Origin of the sequence: Marinomonas pontica (assembly GCF_036322735.1) — a bacterium.
Lineage (GTDB): Bacteria > Pseudomonadota > Gammaproteobacteria > Pseudomonadales > Marinomonadaceae > Marinomonas > Marinomonas pontica.
Genome location: NZ_AP027271.1, coordinates 2894602 through 2912923, shown reverse-complemented (window position 1 = coordinate 2912923; position 18322 = coordinate 2894602). Strand labels below are relative to the sequence as shown.

The following is an 18322-nucleotide window of genomic DNA, read 5'->3' as shown; positions in this document are numbered from 1 at the left end:
TTTTTTATTCAGGTGCTTGCCATTGCTGTTGGTAAAAGCGCTGGATATTGTCGCCTTCCCAATGAAACAAATACAGCCAGCCGTTATCGATCAGTTGTCTAACAATGTCATGCTTGGCGGCGATCTGTTCGATGGCGGTTTTAGGCGCTGCCACATAAACCGCTAACCTAACCGGCGTGTGCATCCATTGTTGACCATTGTGTAACGATTGCATGGACAACCCGATGCGCAAATCCCCGCCGTTGCCTTCAAACACACCAATGTTGCCGCCAACGGCGTTATGCAGCACTTTATTACCGCAGCCGAATTTGAAGTTATCCGTCACGGATAAATTGTATTGCATGTTGATCCAGTGAGTGACCAGCATGGGCGCGGTAAGAATGCGTTCTAAAATGCTGAAGTCAGGGTCATTGTGTTGGTCATAATCGTGCAGAAAGCTGCGGCCTTGTAAGTCAAGATGACGAGTCTGTTGGCGCGGCGCGATAATAAACGCTTGGTTATTGGCGAGCCCCCATTCAGGGTTCACTTGTGACCAGTCGTTCGCGCGTTTGGTAAACGCTTTCGAACGTTGTTTGTCGGAAGCATTCAGCAAGGACGTGTCTAACTTTGCTGCTCGTTCTTGTTGCGCTGCGCTTTTGGCTTTGTCAAACCAGCCTGTTTCTTTCAACCCGATTGCTATTTTGCTGTCGCTGCCTTTCGAGCCTTTTATTTGGTCAAAGCAGGTTATTTGATCTGTGGTGGTGTTGTGCAGCGCGGGAACAAAACGGGTGTCACTCGGAATATGGATGTCCATGTCGTTGAGTAAGGCGCGTACCTTACTGTCGTTCAATAATGACGCCAATACCCTAACGTTGACCTCGCCGCTTTGACCACCGCAGGCGCCGCACTCTAATCCTGCCGCATGGAGATTGTTACTGGTGTGACTGCCGTGACCGACTAACATAACGATGGGCGCGTAGTGTGTCAGTTTTAGGGCGTCTAAAATGCCTTTTGCCAAATTGGCTTTGTCTTGGTCGGTTAAAGCAACACCTTGCTGAGTCAATTCCCAGCCTGTGTTTGGTGCGAGGCGGTTAGCTGGGTGTTCTTGTCGCTTGGAAAAGATGGTTTGTTTGAACATTTTAAAGGCGTACCACCAGCCCATGGATTCCACCATGGAAAAGGAGGCGGGCGCGGCGTGTCCCCAGCGGTGCCAACGGGCTTCTTTTTGTTGGTGGTGAACGTGGTCTTGGTCGCTGGTGCATTCCGTGACGGTGATGGAGGCAGACAGCAAACCGGGAAGTTGCGGGCGGGCGTAATGACTGTCCTTCGCCTGGTATTCGATGGGCAAGCCAAAGAATCCAGCAAAGCCCAACGTCTGAATGTGATCGGATTGTTTTTCCAATACACGACGAAAGACTTCGGAACGAACGTCGATACAAAAGATGGCCTGTAGCTCCGGTCTGGATGAGTTTTCTAACGAAGGCTTCTTCGCTTTCAGCGTTCGATTCAATGCGGATTGTTCGCTGTATTCTAATGCCAACGCCCAAATTTTGGGGGGTAATAACGCCTTGTGATGGGCTTGAATTAACTCTGGAATGGCGACTTTTTGCGCTGACCAATTTGACTCTATGGCGGTGTGTAATTCAGGCGATGTGTGTTTTAGGTAACGCCAAATAACCCATTCCCACGCCATTTTGATGGCGAGCAAAGACGCTACATGATTTTCATGAGCAAGGCTGTCGTTGTTATCGTCTTTCGACCAATTTAAGTAAGCCAAGTAGCTGCTCCAACCATTGATGTCTTGCAACAATGCTTGTGCGTAAAAATGCAGCGCTTGATCGTCCAAGGCCAATTCTTCGATGACGAGAGCAAATAAAGCGTCTTTGTCACTGGGTAAGAGATGGAAGAAATCGGTTAGCTTGGATTCGCCCATGATGATGCTCAAACCTTTATCTTCATTGGTGACTTCTAGCCAATGACTGTAAAGATCGAGTTCGCTGTCGAGGTTCTGTTGTCGCAGAGTTGGGCTTTGTTGTTGATAATGTGCCGCGCAAAACTGGCTAACCTGATGGGTGATTTCATCATGCCAAGACATTTTATTGGCAGGGCGTTGTTGGTCGGCAAGATCGGCAAGGTTGCGCCACGGTATGGGTTGGTCGTGGGGTTGGCTATTGGTTTGCGATAGAGCTTCTAATAAGGCTTCTGGCGCGACGTTGAGATCATAATGTTGGGCGGCTTTCACAAGGCAATCCTGCGAAATTCGGCCTTCATTGAACCAACTGCGATAGGTATCAATCGGCAAGTACGTTTTGATGCCCGCCAAGGCGGACAGCGTGTTGGCGGCTTCATCAAAGGATCTATGCACCCATGACCACAGCGGGTTCACCGCGATCAGTTTATCCAATGGCCAATGGGGCGCGATCGTGTTGGCCGCATCAAGCAATAGGTCTTTTTGTTGCATGTTTAATGTCGATGTTGTCTTGATGTCCATGCAATGCTCCTAAGGTTTTAGCGACGGTTGATGAGTGGATTTGGCGTGGTGTTGTTGCTTGGTTCTGGCGGGTAAGGTGACAGGCCAAAATTTCAGCACCAAACGTGTCAGCCATTCGTCCAGATAAAGCCCTGCAAACAACGCAATGGATAAGCGACGCACTGCGCGCCAGCGAACTTGATAATGCAAAAACGCACTCAGCACAAAGAGCAGGCTGAATAAAATCATCGCCCAGATGTCCGCAAGGGAGAAAGCCTGTACTGTTAGGGTGGAATAGCTTGGTAAGACATAATGCATGGCCTGTTTGAGTGCGGCGTAAATGACACACAAAAATCCCCCCATGATGATGGTGTAAATGATCGACGGAGAATGCTCGCACGTACGCCATTGCACAATCAGAACCGTGAGTGCGAGCGCAAATAACCACCAAGCGCTAAATGCACCGTCAAATCCAAATAGGCTTCGAATGGCGATCACCACAGCGAGGCTGATAGAAAATGCCATCAGCCATGTTTGGGCATTGGGTACGACCGTGTTGCTGGTCTGAGCTTGTTGAAAACTGGTTTTCGCGGCGCTGGAAAGTCGCAACCGGATGGCGTCATTCACCGCGTTGCCAGAGTTGAGGAATGAATAAGCTTTGTAAAACGAATGGGCGAGCAAGTGCAGCAAGACCAGCTCGTATAACCCCAAAGCGAATTCCAACAACATCAAGCCCATTTGCGCGCACGTCGACCACGCAAGGCGCACCTTGACGCTGATACGGGTGGTCATAATCAGGGCGCTGGCGAGAGTCGACAAGCCCGCCACCAATAACAAAAGCCAGATTGCGATGGAACTTTGCGCCACCACAGGAGTGAACAACAGCAGCAAATACCCCCCCAGATTAATCACTCCGGCATGCAACAATGAACTGACGGGGGTAGGCGACTCGACCACTTGAATTAACCAGCCATGGAATGGCAGTTGAGCGCATTTGATTAACGCGGCCAATGCGATCAGACAGGCCGCTACCTGTGCTTGCCAGTGCAAGGGAACCCCTGCATCGAATTGAGCCGCTGCGGTATCGATAATGGTGTTGATGTATAAACTGTCGTATTGCTGATAAAGCAAAGCAAAGGCCGCAAGCAAAGACAGCTCAGCAACGCGCGCCAGCATGAACTTTTTATGAGCCGCAAGAATGGCGCGTGGGCGATCCGCATAAAACGTTAATAAGTTGTTGAGCGATAAACTGATGCCTAAGGAAACTGCGATTAAGTCCCCAATATGAGACAATGCCGATCTGACCATTACCTCAAGACCGAATGACATGAATCAGCTTTCCTTCGCCGATACCGAATTTACCAGCAAACGCCGCAAGACTCGCAAAGAGCTCTTCCTTGGTCGGATGAATGAGCTGATTCCATGGCTACAGCTCGAAGCTCAGATTGAGCCGTTTTACCCAAAAGCTGGCAATGGTCGGCGTCCATACCCTCTCGCTACCATGCTGCGCATTCACTTTATGCAGAACTGGTACAACATGAGTGATCCAGCGATGGAAGATGCCCTTTACGAGATCACCTCTATGCGGCTGTTTGCTGGCCTATCATTAGAAGGTGCGATCCCAGACCACACGACCATCATGAATTTCCGTCACCTGCTTGAGAAGCATAAGCTGGGTCGTAAACTCTTCAAAGAAGTAAACAAATGGCTGTCTGATTCTGGCACCTACTTTAAAGAAGGGACAATCGTTGATGCGACGATTATTGAGGCAGCAAGTTCCACCAAAAATAAATCTAATGCACGCGATCCCGAAATGCACCAAACGCAAAAGGGAAAACAATGGTTCTTTGGCATGAAAGCTCACATCGGTGTTGATGCAAAGCGTGGGTTAGTTCACAGCTTCACCACGACGCCTGCCAATGATCACGATTTAAACCAGTTGACGGAACTTCTTCATGGCAATGAGTCATTTGTATCGGCGGACTCTGGCTACCGTGGCGTAGAAAAGCGCACAGAAACAAAAGATAAGAATGTCGATTGGTTAGTAGCTGAGATGCCCAGCAAGATACGTGCTTGGAAAAAGCACCCCCGCCTCAACAAGCAGCTGATCCGAACGGAATACTTAAAGGCGAGTATCCGAGCGAAAGTCGAGCACCCGTTTAGAATACTGAAATGCCAGTTTGGGTTCCGCAAAGTCGTCTACAAAGGCCTGTCTAAAAATGACAACAAACTCGCCGTGCTGTTTGCACTTGGAAATTTGTTACGAGTAGATCAGATGATACGTTCTGCACGGGGTTAATCCGTCCAAATAACGGTTGTAAGGTGCTTGAAGTACCTTACAAGTGGGTTAAGTGGTGATTAAATGTCGCTTCTGAGGAAATACTGTCACAAGCTGAATGTCAGCTAAAAATTGTCTTACTTGTTCGTATGTTCCCTAACCAACCGAGCCAAAAAACCACCAAATGGTTGGTCGTCACCGTGATGGCGACAGACGCTAAAGTAAACATGAGCCAGCGATAGTAGCGATTAAGGTTGGCTTGCCCTGCCATGTAGTGGCGCGAAAAGCTAATCAAGACCCAACCCATGACCGTCACCAGCCCAAGCATGATTTGGTTGAGAGCCGTATGACGGATGAGTGCAGACGATTGCCAAGCGTCAGTGAAAAAGTAGCTCACCGGAAAAGTAGTGAGAAAAATAATCAGTAATACAAGGCTTAATCGAGAGGCTTTTAGCGCAATGGATTGGCTGTTTTCTCGGCCGAGAGAGTAGCCGCCAAGAAACAGCATGAAGGGAATGAAAATCGGCAAAAAACTTAACGCGATAAGCGACATAACTACCTACATCTTTTGGGTTGAACAAGTGGCGGCGATTATGAGGACTTTATTTTGTTAATAAAAATACATATATTGTTAAAAAACGTTCACTTTATATTATGTATCAAAGGCTGTTGTTCATGGCGCGATTGAATTACCACCATTTGTATTATTTTTGGCGAGTGGCCAAGAGCCCAAGTTTGACGGAAGCGGCGGAAGCTTTGTTCATCTCACAGTCGGCGCTGTCTGCGCAGATAAAACAGCTAGAGCAAAGTTTGGACATGGCATTATTTATCCGCCAAGGACGTAAGCTAGTCCTGACGGATGTGGGCCGTCGCGTGTTGGCGTACGCGCAAGACATTTTTAATACCGGTGAAGAGTTAGAGAAATTTATCCAGAAAGACAGCGTAACGCAGGTGCAGCACATCACCATTGGTGTGCAGAGTAATTTGTCGCGAAACTTTATCGAGAGCTTTATTGCGCCATTGCTAAGAAGCGAACACGTGGATTTTTCGTTGTCTTCTAGAGGCATGACCGATTTGCTCAATGGCCTTGTGAATCATGAATTGGATTTGGCGTTGACCAATCGGGCGATTTTAAGCGAAGGCCACGACACCACCTGGCGTAATCAATTGGTGGCAAGGCAAGCGGTGGCGATTGTTGGGCCTTATGGGGAGAAGCCGGATACGCCGTTTCCCCAAGGTTATGAAAACAAAAAATGGGTGGTGCCGGGGCGCAACACCGATATTCGTTCGTCCTTTGAATCTTTTTGCGCCACGCATCAATATCAGCCAGACATCAAAGCGGAAGTGGACGACATGGCAATGTTGCGATTGTTGGCCAGAGACAGTGGCTATTTGTCTGTGCTGCCGCCAGTGGTGGTAAAAGATGAGATTCAATCGGCTGTGTTGCAGGATTACGAAAGCATTCCACAAGCATTTGAAAACTTCTACGCCATTACCATGCCGCGCAAGTTTACTTCACAGCCCGTGTTGGATTTGATCAAGATGGCGATTCACCAGTATGCGGTCGATCACTCACTCTAAATAGTTGATTTAAAAATGACTATTTTTAGCAAGTTTGAGCTTAATGCTTGATAAAACCACAATCCAAGACCAGTATATTTAAAGATAACTGAATTTATAGACACTAATAAAATGAGAAGAAGGAGGGCGATCATGCAGTATGAAGATCGCGTTGATGCGTTAGTCGCACCGAAAGGTTCATTAGAAATGCTATCTCAGGATGAGATTTCTCGTTTGTCTGAAGAGTCTGGTCCACTTCATGACCTATTTCACCGCTGTGCTTTGGCTATCCTAAACTGTGGCAGTGATTCCGATGACCCTCAGGCTGTCATGGAAGAATTTAAAGATTTTGAAATTAACATCGTTCAGCAAGAACGTGGAGTGAAATTACAGCTTAAAAATGCGCCGGGCAGTGCCTTTGTGGACGGCAAGATGATCAGCAGTGTGCGTGAAATGCTGTTCAGTGTATTGCGAGATATTATTTTTACCCAGCATGAATACAACCTAGGGCGTGGTTTAGAAAATGCCAGCTCTGACAAGTTAACCAATGTGGTATTTGAGTTATTGCGTAACGCCAATGTATTCCGCCGAATTCAAACGCCAGACATAGTGGTTTGCTGGGGCGGGCATTCGATTGCGCGTCATGAGTACGATTACACCAAACGGGTAGGCCATGAGTTGGGCTTGCGTGAGTTGAACATTTGCACCGGCTGTGGGCCGGGGGCGATGAAAGGGCCAATGAAAGGCGCTGCCATCGCCCACGCTAAACAGCGCATTAAAAACGGTGTGTATCTTGGCTTAACGGAGCCGGGCATTATTGCGGCTGAATCGCCAAACCCGATTGTGAACCAGTTGGTTATCATGCCGGATATAGAAAAGCGTCTTGAAGCCTTTGTTCGTGCTGGGCACGGCATTGTTGTCTTCCCAGGTGGTGCCGGTACCGCAGAAGAAATTTTGTATATCTTGGGTATATTGTTACACCCTAAAAATGCCGATGTGCCGTTTCCTTTGGTGTTTACAGGGCCAAAAGAAAGCGCGGAATATTTCGAGCAAATTAACGCCTTTATCGGCGATGTATTGGGTGAAGAAGCACAACGCAAATACCAAATCATCATCGAAGATGAAGTGGAAGTAGCGCGTGTGATGAAGCAAGGCATGGAAGACGTTCGTGCGTACCGTAAAGCCCATCAAGATGCGTTTTACTACAATTGGAAGTTGCACATTCCAGAAGAATTTCAGCACCCATTCGAACCAACCCATGAGAAAGTGCGCGAATTAAATTTGCACTTTAATCAAGAGACCCATTTGTTGGCGGCGGATTTGCGTCGTGCCTTCTCGTCTATCGTGGCTGGTAATGTAAAAGCCCAAGGTGTGGCGTATATTCAGGAATTCGGGCCGTTTGAAATTCATGGGGACAAAGCCTTATTGGCGAAACTAGATGCGTTGTTGCAGGCGTTTGTTCGTCAGCAACGGATGAAGTTGCCGGGCAGTGCTTATGTGCCCTGTTATAAGGTGATCACAGACTAGTAGTATGGTTACTGCGCTACTCGTCTTGACTTCGCTCATATATTGATACTAAAAAAGGGCTTCTCGTGAAGCCCTTTTCTGTTTTTTGGTTGTTGTCTTTTTGCTTCTGGTTTAAGAAAGCCTAGCCAAACACGGACCAGCCGATGCTTTCGGACAGTGCCTCAAGGGCAGCCATGCCCGCTAATGAGTTGCCAGATTTGTTGAGTTCTGGTGACCAGACGCAAACAGAAAAGCGATTGGGGACGATGGCAAGAATGCCGCCGCCAACGCCGCTTTTTCCCGGTAAGCCGACACGGTAAGCAAAGTTGCCAGCTTCGTCGTAAAGGCCGCTGGTGGCAAGCAATCCATTCACTTGCGTGGTTTCGCGTGGGCTAAGCACTTGTTCACCGCTGAGCTGCGAATACCCCTTGTTGGCCAAAAAGCTGAACGCTTTGGCGAGGTCCACGCAATTCATGCGCATGGCACAATTGTCGAAGTAACTGTGTAGCACTTGTTCTACGTCGTTTTCAAAATTACCAAAGGCTTTCATCAGATACGCCATGGAGGCATTGCGAGCGCGGAACTCGTATTCTGAGTGGGCAACGATTTTGTCTGAGTTCAAAAGAGGGTTGTCGGCTAAACGACGGATAAACTCGCGCATGGCGTAATGGGGCGAGGCAAAACGTGATTGATTCATATCACTGATTACCAGAGCGCCCGCATTGATGAAGGGGTTGCGAGGCACACCTGATTCGTATTCAAGCTGCACGAGTGAATTGAATGGGTTGCCAGAAGGTTCGCGTCCAACGCGTTTCCACATGTCCTCGCCATAATGTTTGATGGCTAAAGTGAGACTGAATACCTTGGAAATACTCTGGATAGAGAAGTCAGTATGCGCTTGGCCTGCGTGATAGAGCTGGCCATCATTGCTGTAAATGGCAATGCCAAATTGATTGGGGTCGACATTGGCCAACGCGGGTATGTAGTCTGCGACTTTGCCTAAACCGATTAATGGTTTTACTTTTTGTTCTATTGAATGCAGTAAATCGTCCACATCACTCTCATTAAACAGTGTTAAAGGGGGCGGCTAGTATAGAGAAAGTCATTGGGAAACCCCAGAGTAATCTTGCCCATGATCAGGCATAAAAAAGCCCCCAAAAGAGGGGGCTGATGGTAGCAATTGTTGGCACCTAACGTGCTGGTGATTTTCATGCGGCCTAGGTTGTTGTCGTCTTCTAATTGACCTTCAATGCTGTGGTTGAGTGGACTCGTCAGCGTAAGACGGCTGTTCGATTCGACAAGATCTTTCACACGGAGTTCTTCGCTAAACCCTTTGTAATCTCTGGAGTCGCCTTCGTTAGCCGTGACGATGTAGGTTTTGCCTGAGACCATGTAAGACGCAATACGATTGTCTTTAGAAGCCGTGATGTATTCTGGCTCAACGTTGAAAGGTCGCTTGGAGTGGAAATAATGCTCACACTGCCATCTGGGTCAATGGTGTAGGCATCGCGTGGTTCACCTTCATTGGTAACCACAACGTGTTAAATATGAGCGTTTACAGTAACGTTGGAATATGACAAGAAAATGGCAAATACCAATAAGGGGTTACTTACTTGTATTTGCCACCAAGATTAAACGGCGAGGCTTTTAATGTGCGCGATATGGCGCAAGATCAGTTGGCCCGAAATGGTTGCGTTATTCGGTATATTGGGTAGGTCGTCTATGTGATACCAATGGGCTTCTTCTATTTCCCCAGGCGCAGGTGTGATCTCTCCGCTTTGGTAGTCTGCATAAAATCCGACCATGAGTTGATGAGGAAAAGACCAAGGTTGGCTGTCGACATAGCGAATATTGGTGACGTCTAGGCCAACCTCTTCTTTCACTTCACGAGCCACGGCTTGTTCTAATGTTTCGCCAGCTTCAACAAACCCTGCGATGTTACTAAAGCGGTCTTTTGGCGCTTGAGGCCCACGAGCAAGCAGGATTTGGTCGCCTTTTCGAATTGACACTATGATGCAGGGGGAAATGCGAGGGTAATGTCTTAGGTTACACGAGACGCACATTTTGGCGTGTTCTTTGGCGTGTTTGTCTGGCATAGCGGTGCCGCAGCGCCCGCAGAATTGATGGTCTCTGTCCCAGGTTGATAACTGATGAGCACGGCTTAAAAGCAGGTAGTGGCTTTCATCTTGTAGGAACAATAGATCTCTTAGGCCAATTTCTGTAAAGCCTTTTGGAATAGATTCAAAGCGACAGACGAAAATATCTTGCCCATGCCATTGACCACAATAAATCGCGCTCATTTTGGCGTTAGGCTGAAAATGGGTAAAGGGAATGAGAAACTGGTTGTCTGACTCTATTAAGACTTGATTGCGGTGGAGCAGAATATAGAGCGCATCCTGATGGGGGAGGGGGTGTGTTTGAGTGCCAATGTCTAACATGTCGTTACTCGGTTTGCGTCTAAAAGAATTACGCTAACGCGATCATCTTCTAGACGCAATAACTTAGGTCGATTTATTTAGTTCCAGTCGAGTATGACTTTGCCCGATTGGCCAGAGCCCATGGTGTCGAAGCCTTGTTGGAAATCGTCTATGTTGAAACGATGGGTAATGATGGGGCTGATGTCTAAGCCCGATTGCAGCATAGCGACCATCTTGTACCAGGTTTCGTACATCTCTCGCCCATAAATGCCTTTGATTATTAGGCCTTTGAAAATGACTTGGTTCCAGTCAATTAGGGTGTCTTTGCCAGGAATGCCGAGCATGGCAATTTTGCCACCGTGGTTCATGCAATCCAGCATGGAGCGAAACGCCATGTCATTGCCTGACATTTCTAATCCCACGTCAAAGCCTTCGGTCATACCGAGTTCTTTCATCACGTCTTTTAATGATTCTTTTGCCACGTTGACGGTACGAGTTGCGCCCATTTTCTTTGCCAGATCTAGGCGGAATTCATTAACATCGGTAATCACCACATTGCGAGCACCGACGTGTTTCGCAATGGCGGCGGCCATGGCACCAATAGGGCCAGCGCCAGTGATGAGAACATCTTCACCGATTAAGTCGAAAGACAGCGCGGTATGAGTGGCGTTGCCAAATGGGTCGAAGATGGCAGCCATGTCATCGCTGATGTTGTTTGGGATTTTAAACGCGTTGCTGGCGGGAATGACCAGATATTCTGCAAAAGCGCCCGTGCGGTTGACGCCGACGCCCAGTGTCTTGCGACATAGGTGGCGGCGGCCAGCACGGCAGTTTCGACAGTGGCCACAAGTAATATGGCCTTCCCCAGAAACACGATCACCAATCTTGAATCCAGAGACTTCTGGGCCGATTTCGGTGATTTCACCTACGAACTCATGGCCAATTGTCATGGGCACGGGAATGGTGTTCTGTGCCCAATCGTCCCATTGGTAGATGTGCATGTCGGTACCGCAAATGGCGGTTTTGCGGATCTTAATGACAACGTCGTTATGTCCACATTCTGGTGGTGGAACGTCGGTCATCCAAATGCCTTTTTCGGCGTGAAGCTTTGCCAGTGTTTTCATGGTTGGTTTCCTTCAATAATTCCCATTTCTCGACCTATTTTCGCAAAAGCAACGATGGCTTGGTCGAGTTGTTCCATTGTGAGTGCGGCAGACATTTGTGTGCGAATTCTGGCTTTGCCCATTGGGACAACGGGATAAGCAAATCCTGTGACAAAGATGCCTTCTTTATATAGCGCATTTGCCATTTCTTGTGCGAGTTTTGCATCACCTAAAATAACGGGAATGATAGGGTGGTCGCCAGGAACAAGGTGAAAACCCAATGCGTTCATTTGAGTGCGAAAATATTGGCTGTTGGCTTTGAGTTTTTGGCGAGCCTCAGCGCCTGTTTTTATCGATTCTAGAATGCTTAGGCTGGTGGCAGTAATGACCGGTGCCAATGAATTGGAAAACAAGTAAGGGCGTGAGCGTTGGCGTAACCAATCGACGATGTTTTTTGACGCGCTTGTGTAGCCGCCAGACGCACCGCCAAGGGCTTTGCCTAATGTGCCTGTAATGATATCGATACGACCTAAGACATCGCAGTATTCATGGCTGCCACGGCCATTTTCTCCTAGAAAGCCCACTGCGTGAGAATCGTCAACCATGACTAAGGCATCGTATTTGTCTGCAAGATCACAGATGGATTGTAGGTCGGCAATGATGCCATCCATAGAGAAAACGCCGTCAGTGACTATTAGCTTGGTTTTGGCACCGTCTTTATCGGCTTGTTGGAGGTTTGCCTCTAATTCCGTCATGTCGTTGTTCGCGTAACGATAGCGCTTCGCTTTACATAAACGAATACCGTCGATAATGCTGGCGTGGTTGAGTGCGTCGCTGATGATGGCGTCGTCGCTGTTTAACAAGGTTTCAAACAAGCCTCCATTTGCATCAAAGCAGGAAGAGTACAAGATGGTGTCTTCCATTTGCAGGAAGTCACTGAGGCTTTTCTCTAATTGGGTGTGGATGCTTTGTGTGCCACAAATAAAGCGCACAGACGCCATGCCATAACCGTAGTCGTCTAACGCTTGGTGAGCCGCCAGGGTGACATTCTTGTCATTGGCAAGGCCTAGGTAGTTGTTTGCGCACAGATTGATGAGCGGGGTTTTGTCGGCGGTGGTTATTTGGCTGGCCTGCGGTGTGATAAGCGGGCGCTCTTCTTTATAGAGGCCTTCTTCTTTTAGTGTCTGGAGTTGGTTATCCAAGTTTTGGTAAAAAGCGGATTTACTCATGTTTGTTTCCTCTTGTGGAGTGTGACATGCCAATGGTGCGGTCTGTCTTGTATGCCTTGAGTGTAGGAGGGCGTTGTCAATATGAGTAGATGCAGTGGCATAGCAAAATGGCCATAACAGTTATGGGCCACTTTCGTGCTGCGCTGGTCATGGGCTCAGTTCGTCCGTAGAATGAGCGCAAATATTAAGCAAAAAGGAAAAGACATGTTGTCAAAGCGGTATTGCGGCATCGTACTCGGTGCACTTGGCGTAAGTATGGCGGGTCAGGCTCAGGATTATTTGCCTGTTCTTCAGTACCATCACGTTAGCGCCAGCTCTCCTAAGTCTACATCGGTAACGCCAGAGCAGTTTACGGAACATATGGACTACCTAAAAAACGCAGGTTTTCAAGTGGTAGACTTGCGATCTGCGTTGGATGATTTGAAAGCCCATAAGCCGCTGCCAGAAAAATCGGTTGCTATTTCGTTTGATGACGCTTACCGCAGTATTTATCAAGCGGGCTTCCCGATCATGAAGGAAAGAAACTTTCCATTTACTGTTTTCATTAATACCGAACCAGTGGAACGTCATAGCCGTAGCTTTTTAACATGGGAGCAGATGAAGGAAATGGAAGCATCTGGAGGCGTGTTTGCGAATCACACAATTCGACACCCTTATATGTTGCGCAAAGAAAAAGGCGAAACCGATCAAGACTGGCTAGCTCGGATGACCCATGAGGTGGATACGGTTGAGCAGTTACTGAATAAGCATTTAGGACACTCTCCTAAAATGTTGGCGTATCCTTATGGTGAATCTAACCGCCAGATTCGAGATATGATGAAAGATCGAGGCATCATGGCATTTGGCCAGCAGTCTGGTGTGGTGAGCGCCGAATCTGATTTTGAAAACTTGCCACGTTTTCCAGCATCGGGAGCCTATGCAACATTATCGACACTAAAGACTAAGCTTAATGCTAAGCCGATGCCATTGTTGTCAGAAGAAACTGGGGGAGATTTCGCGACCGATCAGCCTGTGTCTATTCGATTAACGTTTAAAGAAGGTAAGTATCGCCTTAAAGACATGGCCTGTTATGTAGCAGGGCAAGGTAAGGCATCGTTGAATTGGGTATCTAAGACAGAAGTGGTCGCTACCGCGAATAAGCCGTTTGGTGTGGGGCGTGGGCGTATTAACTGCACTATGCCGGACAATTCGGGCAAACATTATTACTGGTATTCTAATGTTTGGATCCGTTCTTCGGCTGATCAGGGGTATGTGAGTGAAAAAAGTTAAATTTTTTTAAAAAAGAGGTTGCACTGAAATTTCAAATCAGTATTATACACCTCGCTCGCAACGGAGGGGTGGCAGAGCGGTTTAATGCACCAGTCTTGAAAACTGGCGTAGGTTAATAGCCTACCGAGAGTTCGAATCTCTCCTCCTCCGCCATCTTCTAAAGATGGTTGTTGTGACAAGATAAAATATTAGTTCCTCGATAGCTCAGTTGGTAGAGCAAATGACTGTTAATCATTGGGTCACTGGTTCGAGTCCAGTTCGAGGAGCCATTCGGAGTATAGCGCAGTCTGGTAGCGCGCCTGCTTTGGGAGCAGGATGTCGGGGGTTCGAATCCCTCTACTCCGACCATTTATTTTATCATCACCATTAGTAATGGTGGGCGTAGCTCAGTTGGTAGAGCTCCGGATTGTGATTCCGGCGGTCGTGGGTTCAAGCCCCATCGTCCACCCCATTACTTGATAGTTGGGTCGTTAGCTCAGTTGGTAGAGCAGTTGACTTTTAATCAATTGGTCACTGGTTCGAATCCAGTACGACCCACCAACTATCCCTATACAGAATTCAAATCTGATTAATTCCTCGATAGCTCAGTTGGTAGAGCAAATGACTGTTAATCATTGGGTCACTGGTTCGAGTCCAGTTCGAGGAGCCAATCGGAGTATAGCGCAGTCTGGTAGCGCGCCTGCTTTGGGAGCAGGATGTCGGGAGTTCGAATCTCTCTACTCCGACCATTAGTTATTCAAGTTTAAAAAATTATGAGCGGGTCGTTAGCTCAGTTGGTAGAGCAGTTGACTTTTAATCAATTGGTCACTGGTTCGAATCCAGTACGACCCACCATTCTTCTCATAATCATCCTTATCTAAAAAATCTTCCGTTTTGTTATTGATCTTTCTTTAGATGGATTCAAAATCGTCTATCGTCTATCGTCTATCGTCTATCGTCTATCGTCTATCGTCTATCGTCTATCGTCTATCGTCTATCGTCTATCGTCTATCGTCTATCGTCTATCGTCTATCGTCTATCGTCTATCGTCTATCGTTTGCGTTAGGTTTGGTGGTGTGTATGTGAAAGCTTAGGGGTGGTTGCGCTATTAGCTTGGTTGAATGTTCTTTGGGTGTGATTAGTGAGTGATTAGATGGGGAGTGCTGAGGTGTGAATAAGTGTGTGATTAATGAGGTTTTTTGTTCAGAAAGAAAAGATTGAGCTGTGTATAAATGTGTTTGATTTTCGTGAGTGTTTTTGAGCAGATAGTGCGAAGATGGTCTTTTTAGAAAGCTAGTGCTGCTAATGGTGGAGGGAGGTGGATTCGAACCACCGAAACTTTCGTGGCAGATTTACAATCTGCTCCCTTTGGCCACTCGGGAACCCCTCCACAGCAGCGCGACGTATAATATACATCGCGTTTCACTATGTAAATAGTTTTTTAGGATTTATTTAGTAGTTTTTCAAGTTTCGCTTTCATTCGCTCTTCAGGAGACAGGTTGTCATAAATGTCGTCTTGCTTTGGCGCGTTCTGAGCGGGCTTGGATTTAGGCTGGGCTTTATGTTTTGCCTGCGCCTTTGGTTTTTGGCGAGCGGGTTGAGAAGGTCTCTCTTTTGCTGGTCTGCTGGTTGTTGCTGTTTTCGCTTTCGTCGGGATCATGGACTCAGGCAGTGCAGGTTCATTGTTTACAGCAACACCTTCAAGGTCTATGCGCGGCTGTCCGGACAGTAAGCATTTTTTGTATCGGTCTGAGCGCGTGTAAGCCGCTAGAGCGCGTTTTTGCTTGCTGGTGTTAAAGTCTTCATCCAGCACCATGTCTTTGTCTATGCCGACTTTAAGTGGTTTAGGTTGATTCCAGTCAAACGCTTTTGGATAACGGTCTTCCAGCATTTTGATTAGGCGGCGATTGTTTTTTTGATTTTTCTGACGCTTTTTCTGTTCGGGCGTCAGTGTCGCTGCTTCTGTAGTGCTGTCACTTGCTTGTTGTACGCTAGTGTCGTTATCGACTAGTTTGTCGTCTTCTTGCAAGCCGTTAAGCTCTGTTTGTTGTGTGGTCATGTAATCAATCTGTTCTGTTGTCGTGGTTGGGGTATTGCTGTTATCAGCATGCTCGTGCAATAAGTCAAAATTGAGTTGGTATTCCACTCTGTCTGTCTTTTTTGCTTGCTCAGGGGCTGATTCGTTACTTAAAAGATCAAGAGAGTCTTCAATATAAAGCTGCAATTGTTCTTCTGTTGAGCGATCTGCCATATGTTGCAATAGATCCATTGAAGCACTGTATTCAATGGACGGTGTGTTTGTTTCTTGTCGCTTTTGTATTTCCTCGTTCGCTGCTTTTAATTGCTGTGTTAGCCAGTTAATTTTTGCTTCGAGTTCTGCAATTAGTTGTTCCATAAAAACACAAGGCTCAATATTTTATTGGGGTCAGCGGAATACTGGGTGTATTGCTTGTGCCAATCATTTCTTTTCGCTGATCCTCGTTTGGTAGTGTGATGGGGATGTGTTTTCCACTTTGCCACCAAACGTAAGTCGTTGTGATTAAGGCGCTAGCGATAAAAAAAGGTAGTAGTTTCATCAGACTTAGAAAGTAAGTCCTGCACCAACCATAATGTGTTTATCATACGTTTCGTTGCTGCTGTTCAGTATTTTGATATACACATCTAGGCGTGATGCATCGGATGTCGCAATACGAAACCCTGCTTCAGGATAATACACTGTGTCATCTAGGAAAGAGACTCCGCCGCCGATGAATGACCACATAGGAATCCCTGGGAATATTTGGAACGCAGGTGTTGCGCTATAAAAACGAGAGCCGAGTGTGACAGAGCTCTCGAATGTTTCTCCTAATACAAAGGAAAACCCCCCGTAAAACGAAATGTTTTCGGGGAGAGTGAATTCCATGTTGGTATTAAGGATGGAGGTGATGTTGTCTTGTCCGTCAGGGGTGTCAGGTCGAGCTGCGGTAGATTCAAAATTTACTAAACTCGCAATTTGGTCAGCTGATGCGTTTACACTCACTAGAACTAAAGCGGCAAGTAAAAATGATTTCATTATTTTGCGTCCATCTGATTTAAACGATTCAACATTTGAGAAAGTGACGATTCCCAGTTTGATTGTTGTTCTTTGGTTTGGTTTAGTGCGCTTTGCATTTCGCTCTTTTCTTCACTCAGCTCGTAGTTTTGCATTTCTAGCTCTGAAATGCGTTTACGAAGAGAGCCTATTTCTTCTACTGCTTCGTTGATGCGTTGTTCTAGGTGGTGTAATAGTTCGTTATTCATTGTGTCTGTCCTAAAAAATAAAAATCGCCTTTGGTGTATAGGCTGTGTTGTATAGCGTTACCAAGCAATCACGACATCTTGTTGTTGAACATTTAGTATGTGAGAGTCAACAACGAGTTCGCCAACAGAAAAGTTAGGCTGAACTTGCTTGATTGTAACACTGATGTTTGCATTATTCAGCTGAGTTTGAGCGGATTGCAGCTGATTGAATACCTCATAACGACGATAAACGTTGAATTTATCACCTGGTTTGATTCCAGACAAAGATCCAGCGGAAATATGTATCCGATTGCCCTCCGTGCGAAAAATGTTGGCAATAAAAGGTTGGCAGCGCAATTGCTCGCTGGTGTCGAGAGCGCTCTCTTTTAGCGCTTGCTGAACAACCTTGCCGTAATGGACGGACCAGAATTTGGCGCTGCCAAAGCCAATTTTGGCATGGTCTGATATGTCCCAGTTTCCAATCTCGTTGTAACGGTGCTCAAAGAGCAGTGCGCCGCTGAAGCCATCATAGATATAGATATCGACCACAAAGTTTCTTTCTTTATCTATTTCTTCATCCAACATGTCTTTGGCATTTTTGTCATTGGGGAATCGTAGATACACTTCGCCAATATCTCGGATCACGCCACTGACAATATATTGCACCCCCAGCTGTTCGCTGATGCGGGTTACATTGGTTAGCGAGCCGTCATAGTTTGTAGAGGATGGGGCGTTTATTAGATCGGGATAAATGGCTATATTGGTGGCGGTAAGTGCTCTTAAATAGCCCTGTTTGTTGATTTCATCGGCTAGGTCTTTGGGCAATTCTCGTGAAATGTTGCTCAGTTCACCAAGTCTTGCTTGCTGCGGAACTTGCAATTCGAACCCTGTCACACCGACGGTTTTTTTGTAGTAGCTTGTAGGGCCGGTGCTGCATTGTGAGTCGGGTGTGACGTCAACACGAGCAACAATTCGGAGGAAATCGCCATTTTGCTCTTCTGATAATATTCTGGCTTTTTGGACATAGCCTGAGCTGCGAATTTCTAGATTGGAGTCGAGTTCGCCATTGGATAGCTCATCTTTAATGTTAACTCTAGAACCAGATTCTAAAACGGCTTGTTTTATGGCTTGTTGAGTGGCGCGATAGCGAGCATCAACAAGGTCATTATTGTAGATAACCGCTTCACCTACCGCATCGACGCTTTTTGCGGCGCTGACAGCGGGCAATAAAGCGACCAAAATAAAGATGAATGTGCGTTTAAACAACAACATTG

17 protein-coding genes and 9 tRNA genes are annotated in these 18322 nt (G+C 46.9%); 13 read left to right on the top strand and 13 right to left on the bottom strand.

The features are described from left to right. Positions 1–4: 4 nt before the first annotated feature. Positions 5–2470, bottom strand: a complete 2466-nt coding sequence (locus AABA11_RS13750) for a YbcC family protein (RefSeq protein WP_338268796.1) — start codon at positions 2468–2470, stop codon at positions 5–7. A gap of 9 nt (positions 2471–2479) precedes the next feature. After that, positions 2480–3778, bottom strand: a complete 1299-nt coding sequence (locus AABA11_RS13745; RefSeq protein ID WP_338268794.1) for an NADH-quinone oxidoreductase subunit L — start codon at positions 3776–3778, stop codon at positions 2480–2482. On the opposite strand from AABA11_RS13745, the gene AABA11_RS13740 reads away from it, so the two are divergent. Beyond that, positions 3777–4748, top strand: a complete 972-nt coding sequence (locus tag AABA11_RS13740) for an IS5 family transposase (RefSeq protein ID WP_067038543.1) — start codon at positions 3777–3779, stop codon at positions 4746–4748. The two genes, AABA11_RS13745 and AABA11_RS13740, sit on opposite strands and share 2 nt — an antisense overlap. Positions 4749–4848: 100 nt before the next feature. Here AABA11_RS13740 and AABA11_RS13735 read toward each other — a convergent pair whose 3' ends face one another. After that, positions 4849–5280 carry a hypothetical protein gene (locus tag AABA11_RS13735; protein WP_338268792.1) on the bottom strand — a complete coding sequence of 144 codons (432 nt, stop codon included), beginning with the start codon at positions 5278–5280 and terminating at the stop codon, positions 4849–4851. A gap of 122 nt (positions 5281–5402) precedes the next feature. On the opposite strand from AABA11_RS13735, the gene AABA11_RS13730 reads away from it, so the two are divergent. Together AABA11_RS13730 and ppnN are read left to right on the top strand one after the other, a co-directional pair. Beyond that, the gene (locus AABA11_RS13730; RefSeq protein WP_338268791.1) at positions 5403–6308 is read left to right on the top strand and encodes a LysR family transcriptional regulator; all 906 of its coding nucleotides are present in this window, start codon (positions 5403–5405) and stop codon (positions 6306–6308) included. A 132-nt stretch (positions 6309–6440) separates the two neighbouring features. Beyond that, positions 6441–7814 (top strand): nucleotide 5'-monophosphate nucleosidase PpnN, encoded by a 1374-nt coding sequence (ppnN, locus tag AABA11_RS13725; RefSeq protein ID WP_338268790.1) that lies wholly within the window; start codon positions 6441–6443, stop codon positions 7812–7814. Positions 7815–7935: 121 nt separating this feature from the next. On the opposite strand, the gene glsB is transcribed toward ppnN, so the two are convergent. The 5 genes from glsB to AABA11_RS13700 all read right to left on the bottom strand — a co-directional run bounded on the left by glsB (position 7936) and on the right by AABA11_RS13700 (position 12542). Further along, positions 7936–8847, bottom strand: a complete 912-nt coding sequence (gene glsB / locus AABA11_RS13720; protein WP_338268788.1) for a glutaminase B — start codon at positions 8845–8847, stop codon at positions 7936–7938. Positions 8848–8867: 20 nt separating this feature from the next. Next, positions 8868–9197, bottom strand: coding sequence for a choice-of-anchor I domain-containing protein (locus tag AABA11_RS13715; protein WP_420915716.1), 330 nt, complete (start codon positions 9195–9197; stop codon positions 8868–8870). A 227-nt stretch (positions 9198–9424) separates the two neighbouring features. After that, positions 9425–10231 carry an NAD(+) diphosphatase gene (gene nudC / locus AABA11_RS13710; protein ID WP_338268784.1) on the bottom strand — a complete coding sequence of 269 codons (807 nt, stop codon included), beginning with the start codon at positions 10229–10231 and terminating at the stop codon, positions 9425–9427. A 77-nt stretch (positions 10232–10308) separates the two neighbouring features. After that, on the bottom strand, positions 10309–11334 hold the full coding sequence (gene tdh, locus AABA11_RS13705) for an L-threonine 3-dehydrogenase (RefSeq protein WP_265729406.1): 1026 nt from the start codon (positions 11332–11334) through the stop codon (positions 10309–10311). Further along, positions 11331–12542: a glycine C-acetyltransferase gene (locus tag AABA11_RS13700; protein WP_338268782.1), complete on the bottom strand. Its 1212-nt coding sequence runs from the start codon at positions 12540–12542 to the stop codon at positions 11331–11333. Before AABA11_RS13700 ends, tdh begins: the two co-directional genes overlap by 4 nt. Positions 12543–12746: 204 nt before the next feature. Here AABA11_RS13700 and AABA11_RS13695 point away from each other — a divergent pair, with 204 nt between their 5' ends. From AABA11_RS13695 to AABA11_RS13650, 10 genes are all read left to right on the top strand, one after another. After that, positions 12747–13811, top strand: coding sequence for a polysaccharide deacetylase family protein (locus AABA11_RS13695; protein WP_338268780.1), 1065 nt, complete (start codon positions 12747–12749; stop codon positions 13809–13811). 62 nt (positions 13812–13873) lie between these two features. Beyond that, a tRNA-Ser gene (locus AABA11_RS13690) sits at positions 13874–13964 on the top strand. A gap of 40 nt (positions 13965–14004) precedes the next feature. Further along, positions 14005–14080 (top strand) — tRNA-Asn (locus AABA11_RS13685). Between the two features lie 2 nt (positions 14081–14082). After that, positions 14083–14159: transfer RNA gene (locus AABA11_RS13680), tRNA-Pro, on the top strand. A 27-nt stretch (positions 14160–14186) separates the two neighbouring features. After that, positions 14187–14262, top strand: a tRNA-His gene (locus AABA11_RS13675). Between the two features lie 13 nt (positions 14263–14275). After that, a tRNA-Lys gene (locus tag AABA11_RS13670) sits at positions 14276–14351 on the top strand. A gap of 33 nt (positions 14352–14384) precedes the next feature. Next, positions 14385–14460 (top strand) — tRNA-Asn (locus tag AABA11_RS13665). Positions 14461–14462: 2 nt separating this feature from the next. Beyond that, a tRNA-Pro gene (locus AABA11_RS13660) sits at positions 14463–14539 on the top strand. A 30-nt stretch (positions 14540–14569) separates the two neighbouring features. Continuing rightward, positions 14570–14645, top strand: a tRNA-Lys gene (locus tag AABA11_RS13655). Between the two features lie 60 nt (positions 14646–14705). Then, positions 14706–14876, top strand: coding sequence for a hypothetical protein (locus AABA11_RS13650; protein WP_338268779.1), 171 nt, complete (start codon positions 14706–14708; stop codon positions 14874–14876). Between the two features lie 220 nt (positions 14877–15096). On the opposite strand, the gene AABA11_RS13645 is transcribed toward AABA11_RS13650, so the two are convergent. The 5 genes from AABA11_RS13645 to AABA11_RS13625 form a co-directional block, all read right to left on the bottom strand. Next, positions 15097–15180 (bottom strand) — tRNA-Tyr (locus AABA11_RS13645). A gap of 51 nt (positions 15181–15231) precedes the next feature. Then, on the bottom strand, positions 15232–16185 hold the full coding sequence (locus AABA11_RS13640; RefSeq protein ID WP_338268777.1) for a ProQ/FINO family protein: 954 nt from the start codon (positions 16183–16185) through the stop codon (positions 15232–15234). A 186-nt stretch (positions 16186–16371) separates the two neighbouring features. After that, positions 16372–16842, bottom strand: coding sequence for a hypothetical protein (locus tag AABA11_RS13635; protein ID WP_338268776.1), 471 nt, complete (start codon positions 16840–16842; stop codon positions 16372–16374). Next, positions 16842–17069, bottom strand: a complete 228-nt coding sequence (locus AABA11_RS13630) for a cell division protein ZapB (protein ID WP_265729398.1) — start codon at positions 17067–17069, stop codon at positions 16842–16844. The genes AABA11_RS13635 and AABA11_RS13630 overlap by 1 nt, the downstream gene beginning before the upstream one ends. 57 nt (positions 17070–17126) lie before the next feature. Next, positions 17127–18320 carry a flagellar assembly protein FlgT gene (locus tag AABA11_RS13625; protein ID WP_338268773.1) on the bottom strand — a complete coding sequence of 398 codons (1194 nt, stop codon included), beginning with the start codon at positions 18318–18320 and terminating at the stop codon, positions 17127–17129. Between the last annotated feature and the right edge of the window lie 2 nt (positions 18321–18322).

Excerpts from the sequence above, each read along its gene's own strand:
- AABA11_RS13695 (WP_338268780.1), top strand. The coding sequence starts at position 12,747 with ATGTTGTCAAAGCGGTATTGCGGCATCGTACTCGGTGCACTTGGCGTA.
- AABA11_RS13700 (WP_338268782.1), bottom strand. The coding sequence starts at position 12,542 with ATGAGTAAATCCGCTTTTTACCAAAACTTGGATAACCAACTCCAGACA.
- AABA11_RS13640 (WP_338268777.1), bottom strand. The coding sequence starts at position 16,185 with ATGGAACAACTAATTGCAGAACTCGAAGCAAAAATTAACTGGCTAACA.
- AABA11_RS13740 (WP_067038543.1), top strand. The coding sequence starts at position 3,777 with ATGAATCAGCTTTCCTTCGCCGATACCGAATTTACCAGCAAACGCCGC.
- AABA11_RS13735 (WP_338268792.1), bottom strand. The coding sequence starts at position 5,280 with ATGTCGCTTATCGCGTTAAGTTTTTTGCCGATTTTCATTCCCTTCATG.
- AABA11_RS13630 (WP_265729398.1), bottom strand. The coding sequence starts at position 17,069 with ATGAATAACGAACTATTACACCACCTAGAACAACGCATCAACGAAGCA.
- AABA11_RS13625 (WP_338268773.1), bottom strand. The coding sequence starts at position 18,320 with ATGTTGTTGTTTAAACGCACATTCATCTTTATTTTGGTCGCTTTATTG.
- AABA11_RS13750 (WP_338268796.1), bottom strand. The coding sequence starts at position 2,470 with ATGGACATCAAGACAACATCGACATTAAACATGCAACAAAAAGACCTA.
- AABA11_RS13730 (WP_338268791.1), top strand. The coding sequence starts at position 5,403 with ATGGCGCGATTGAATTACCACCATTTGTATTATTTTTGGCGAGTGGCC.
- ppnN (WP_338268790.1), top strand. The coding sequence starts at position 6,441 with ATGCAGTATGAAGATCGCGTTGATGCGTTAGTCGCACCGAAAGGTTCA.
- AABA11_RS13635 (WP_338268776.1), bottom strand. The coding sequence starts at position 16,842 with ATGAAATCATTTTTACTTGCCGCTTTAGTTCTAGTGAGTGTAAACGCA.
- nudC (WP_338268784.1), bottom strand. The coding sequence starts at position 10,231 with ATGTTAGACATTGGCACTCAAACACACCCCCTCCCCCATCAGGATGCG.
- AABA11_RS13650 (WP_338268779.1), top strand. The coding sequence starts at position 14,706 with ATGGATTCAAAATCGTCTATCGTCTATCGTCTATCGTCTATCGTCTAT.
- tdh (WP_265729406.1), bottom strand. The coding sequence starts at position 11,334 with ATGAAAACACTGGCAAAGCTTCACGCCGAAAAAGGCATTTGGATGACC.
- AABA11_RS13745 (WP_338268794.1), bottom strand. The coding sequence starts at position 3,778 with ATGTCATTCGGTCTTGAGGTAATGGTCAGATCGGCATTGTCTCATATT.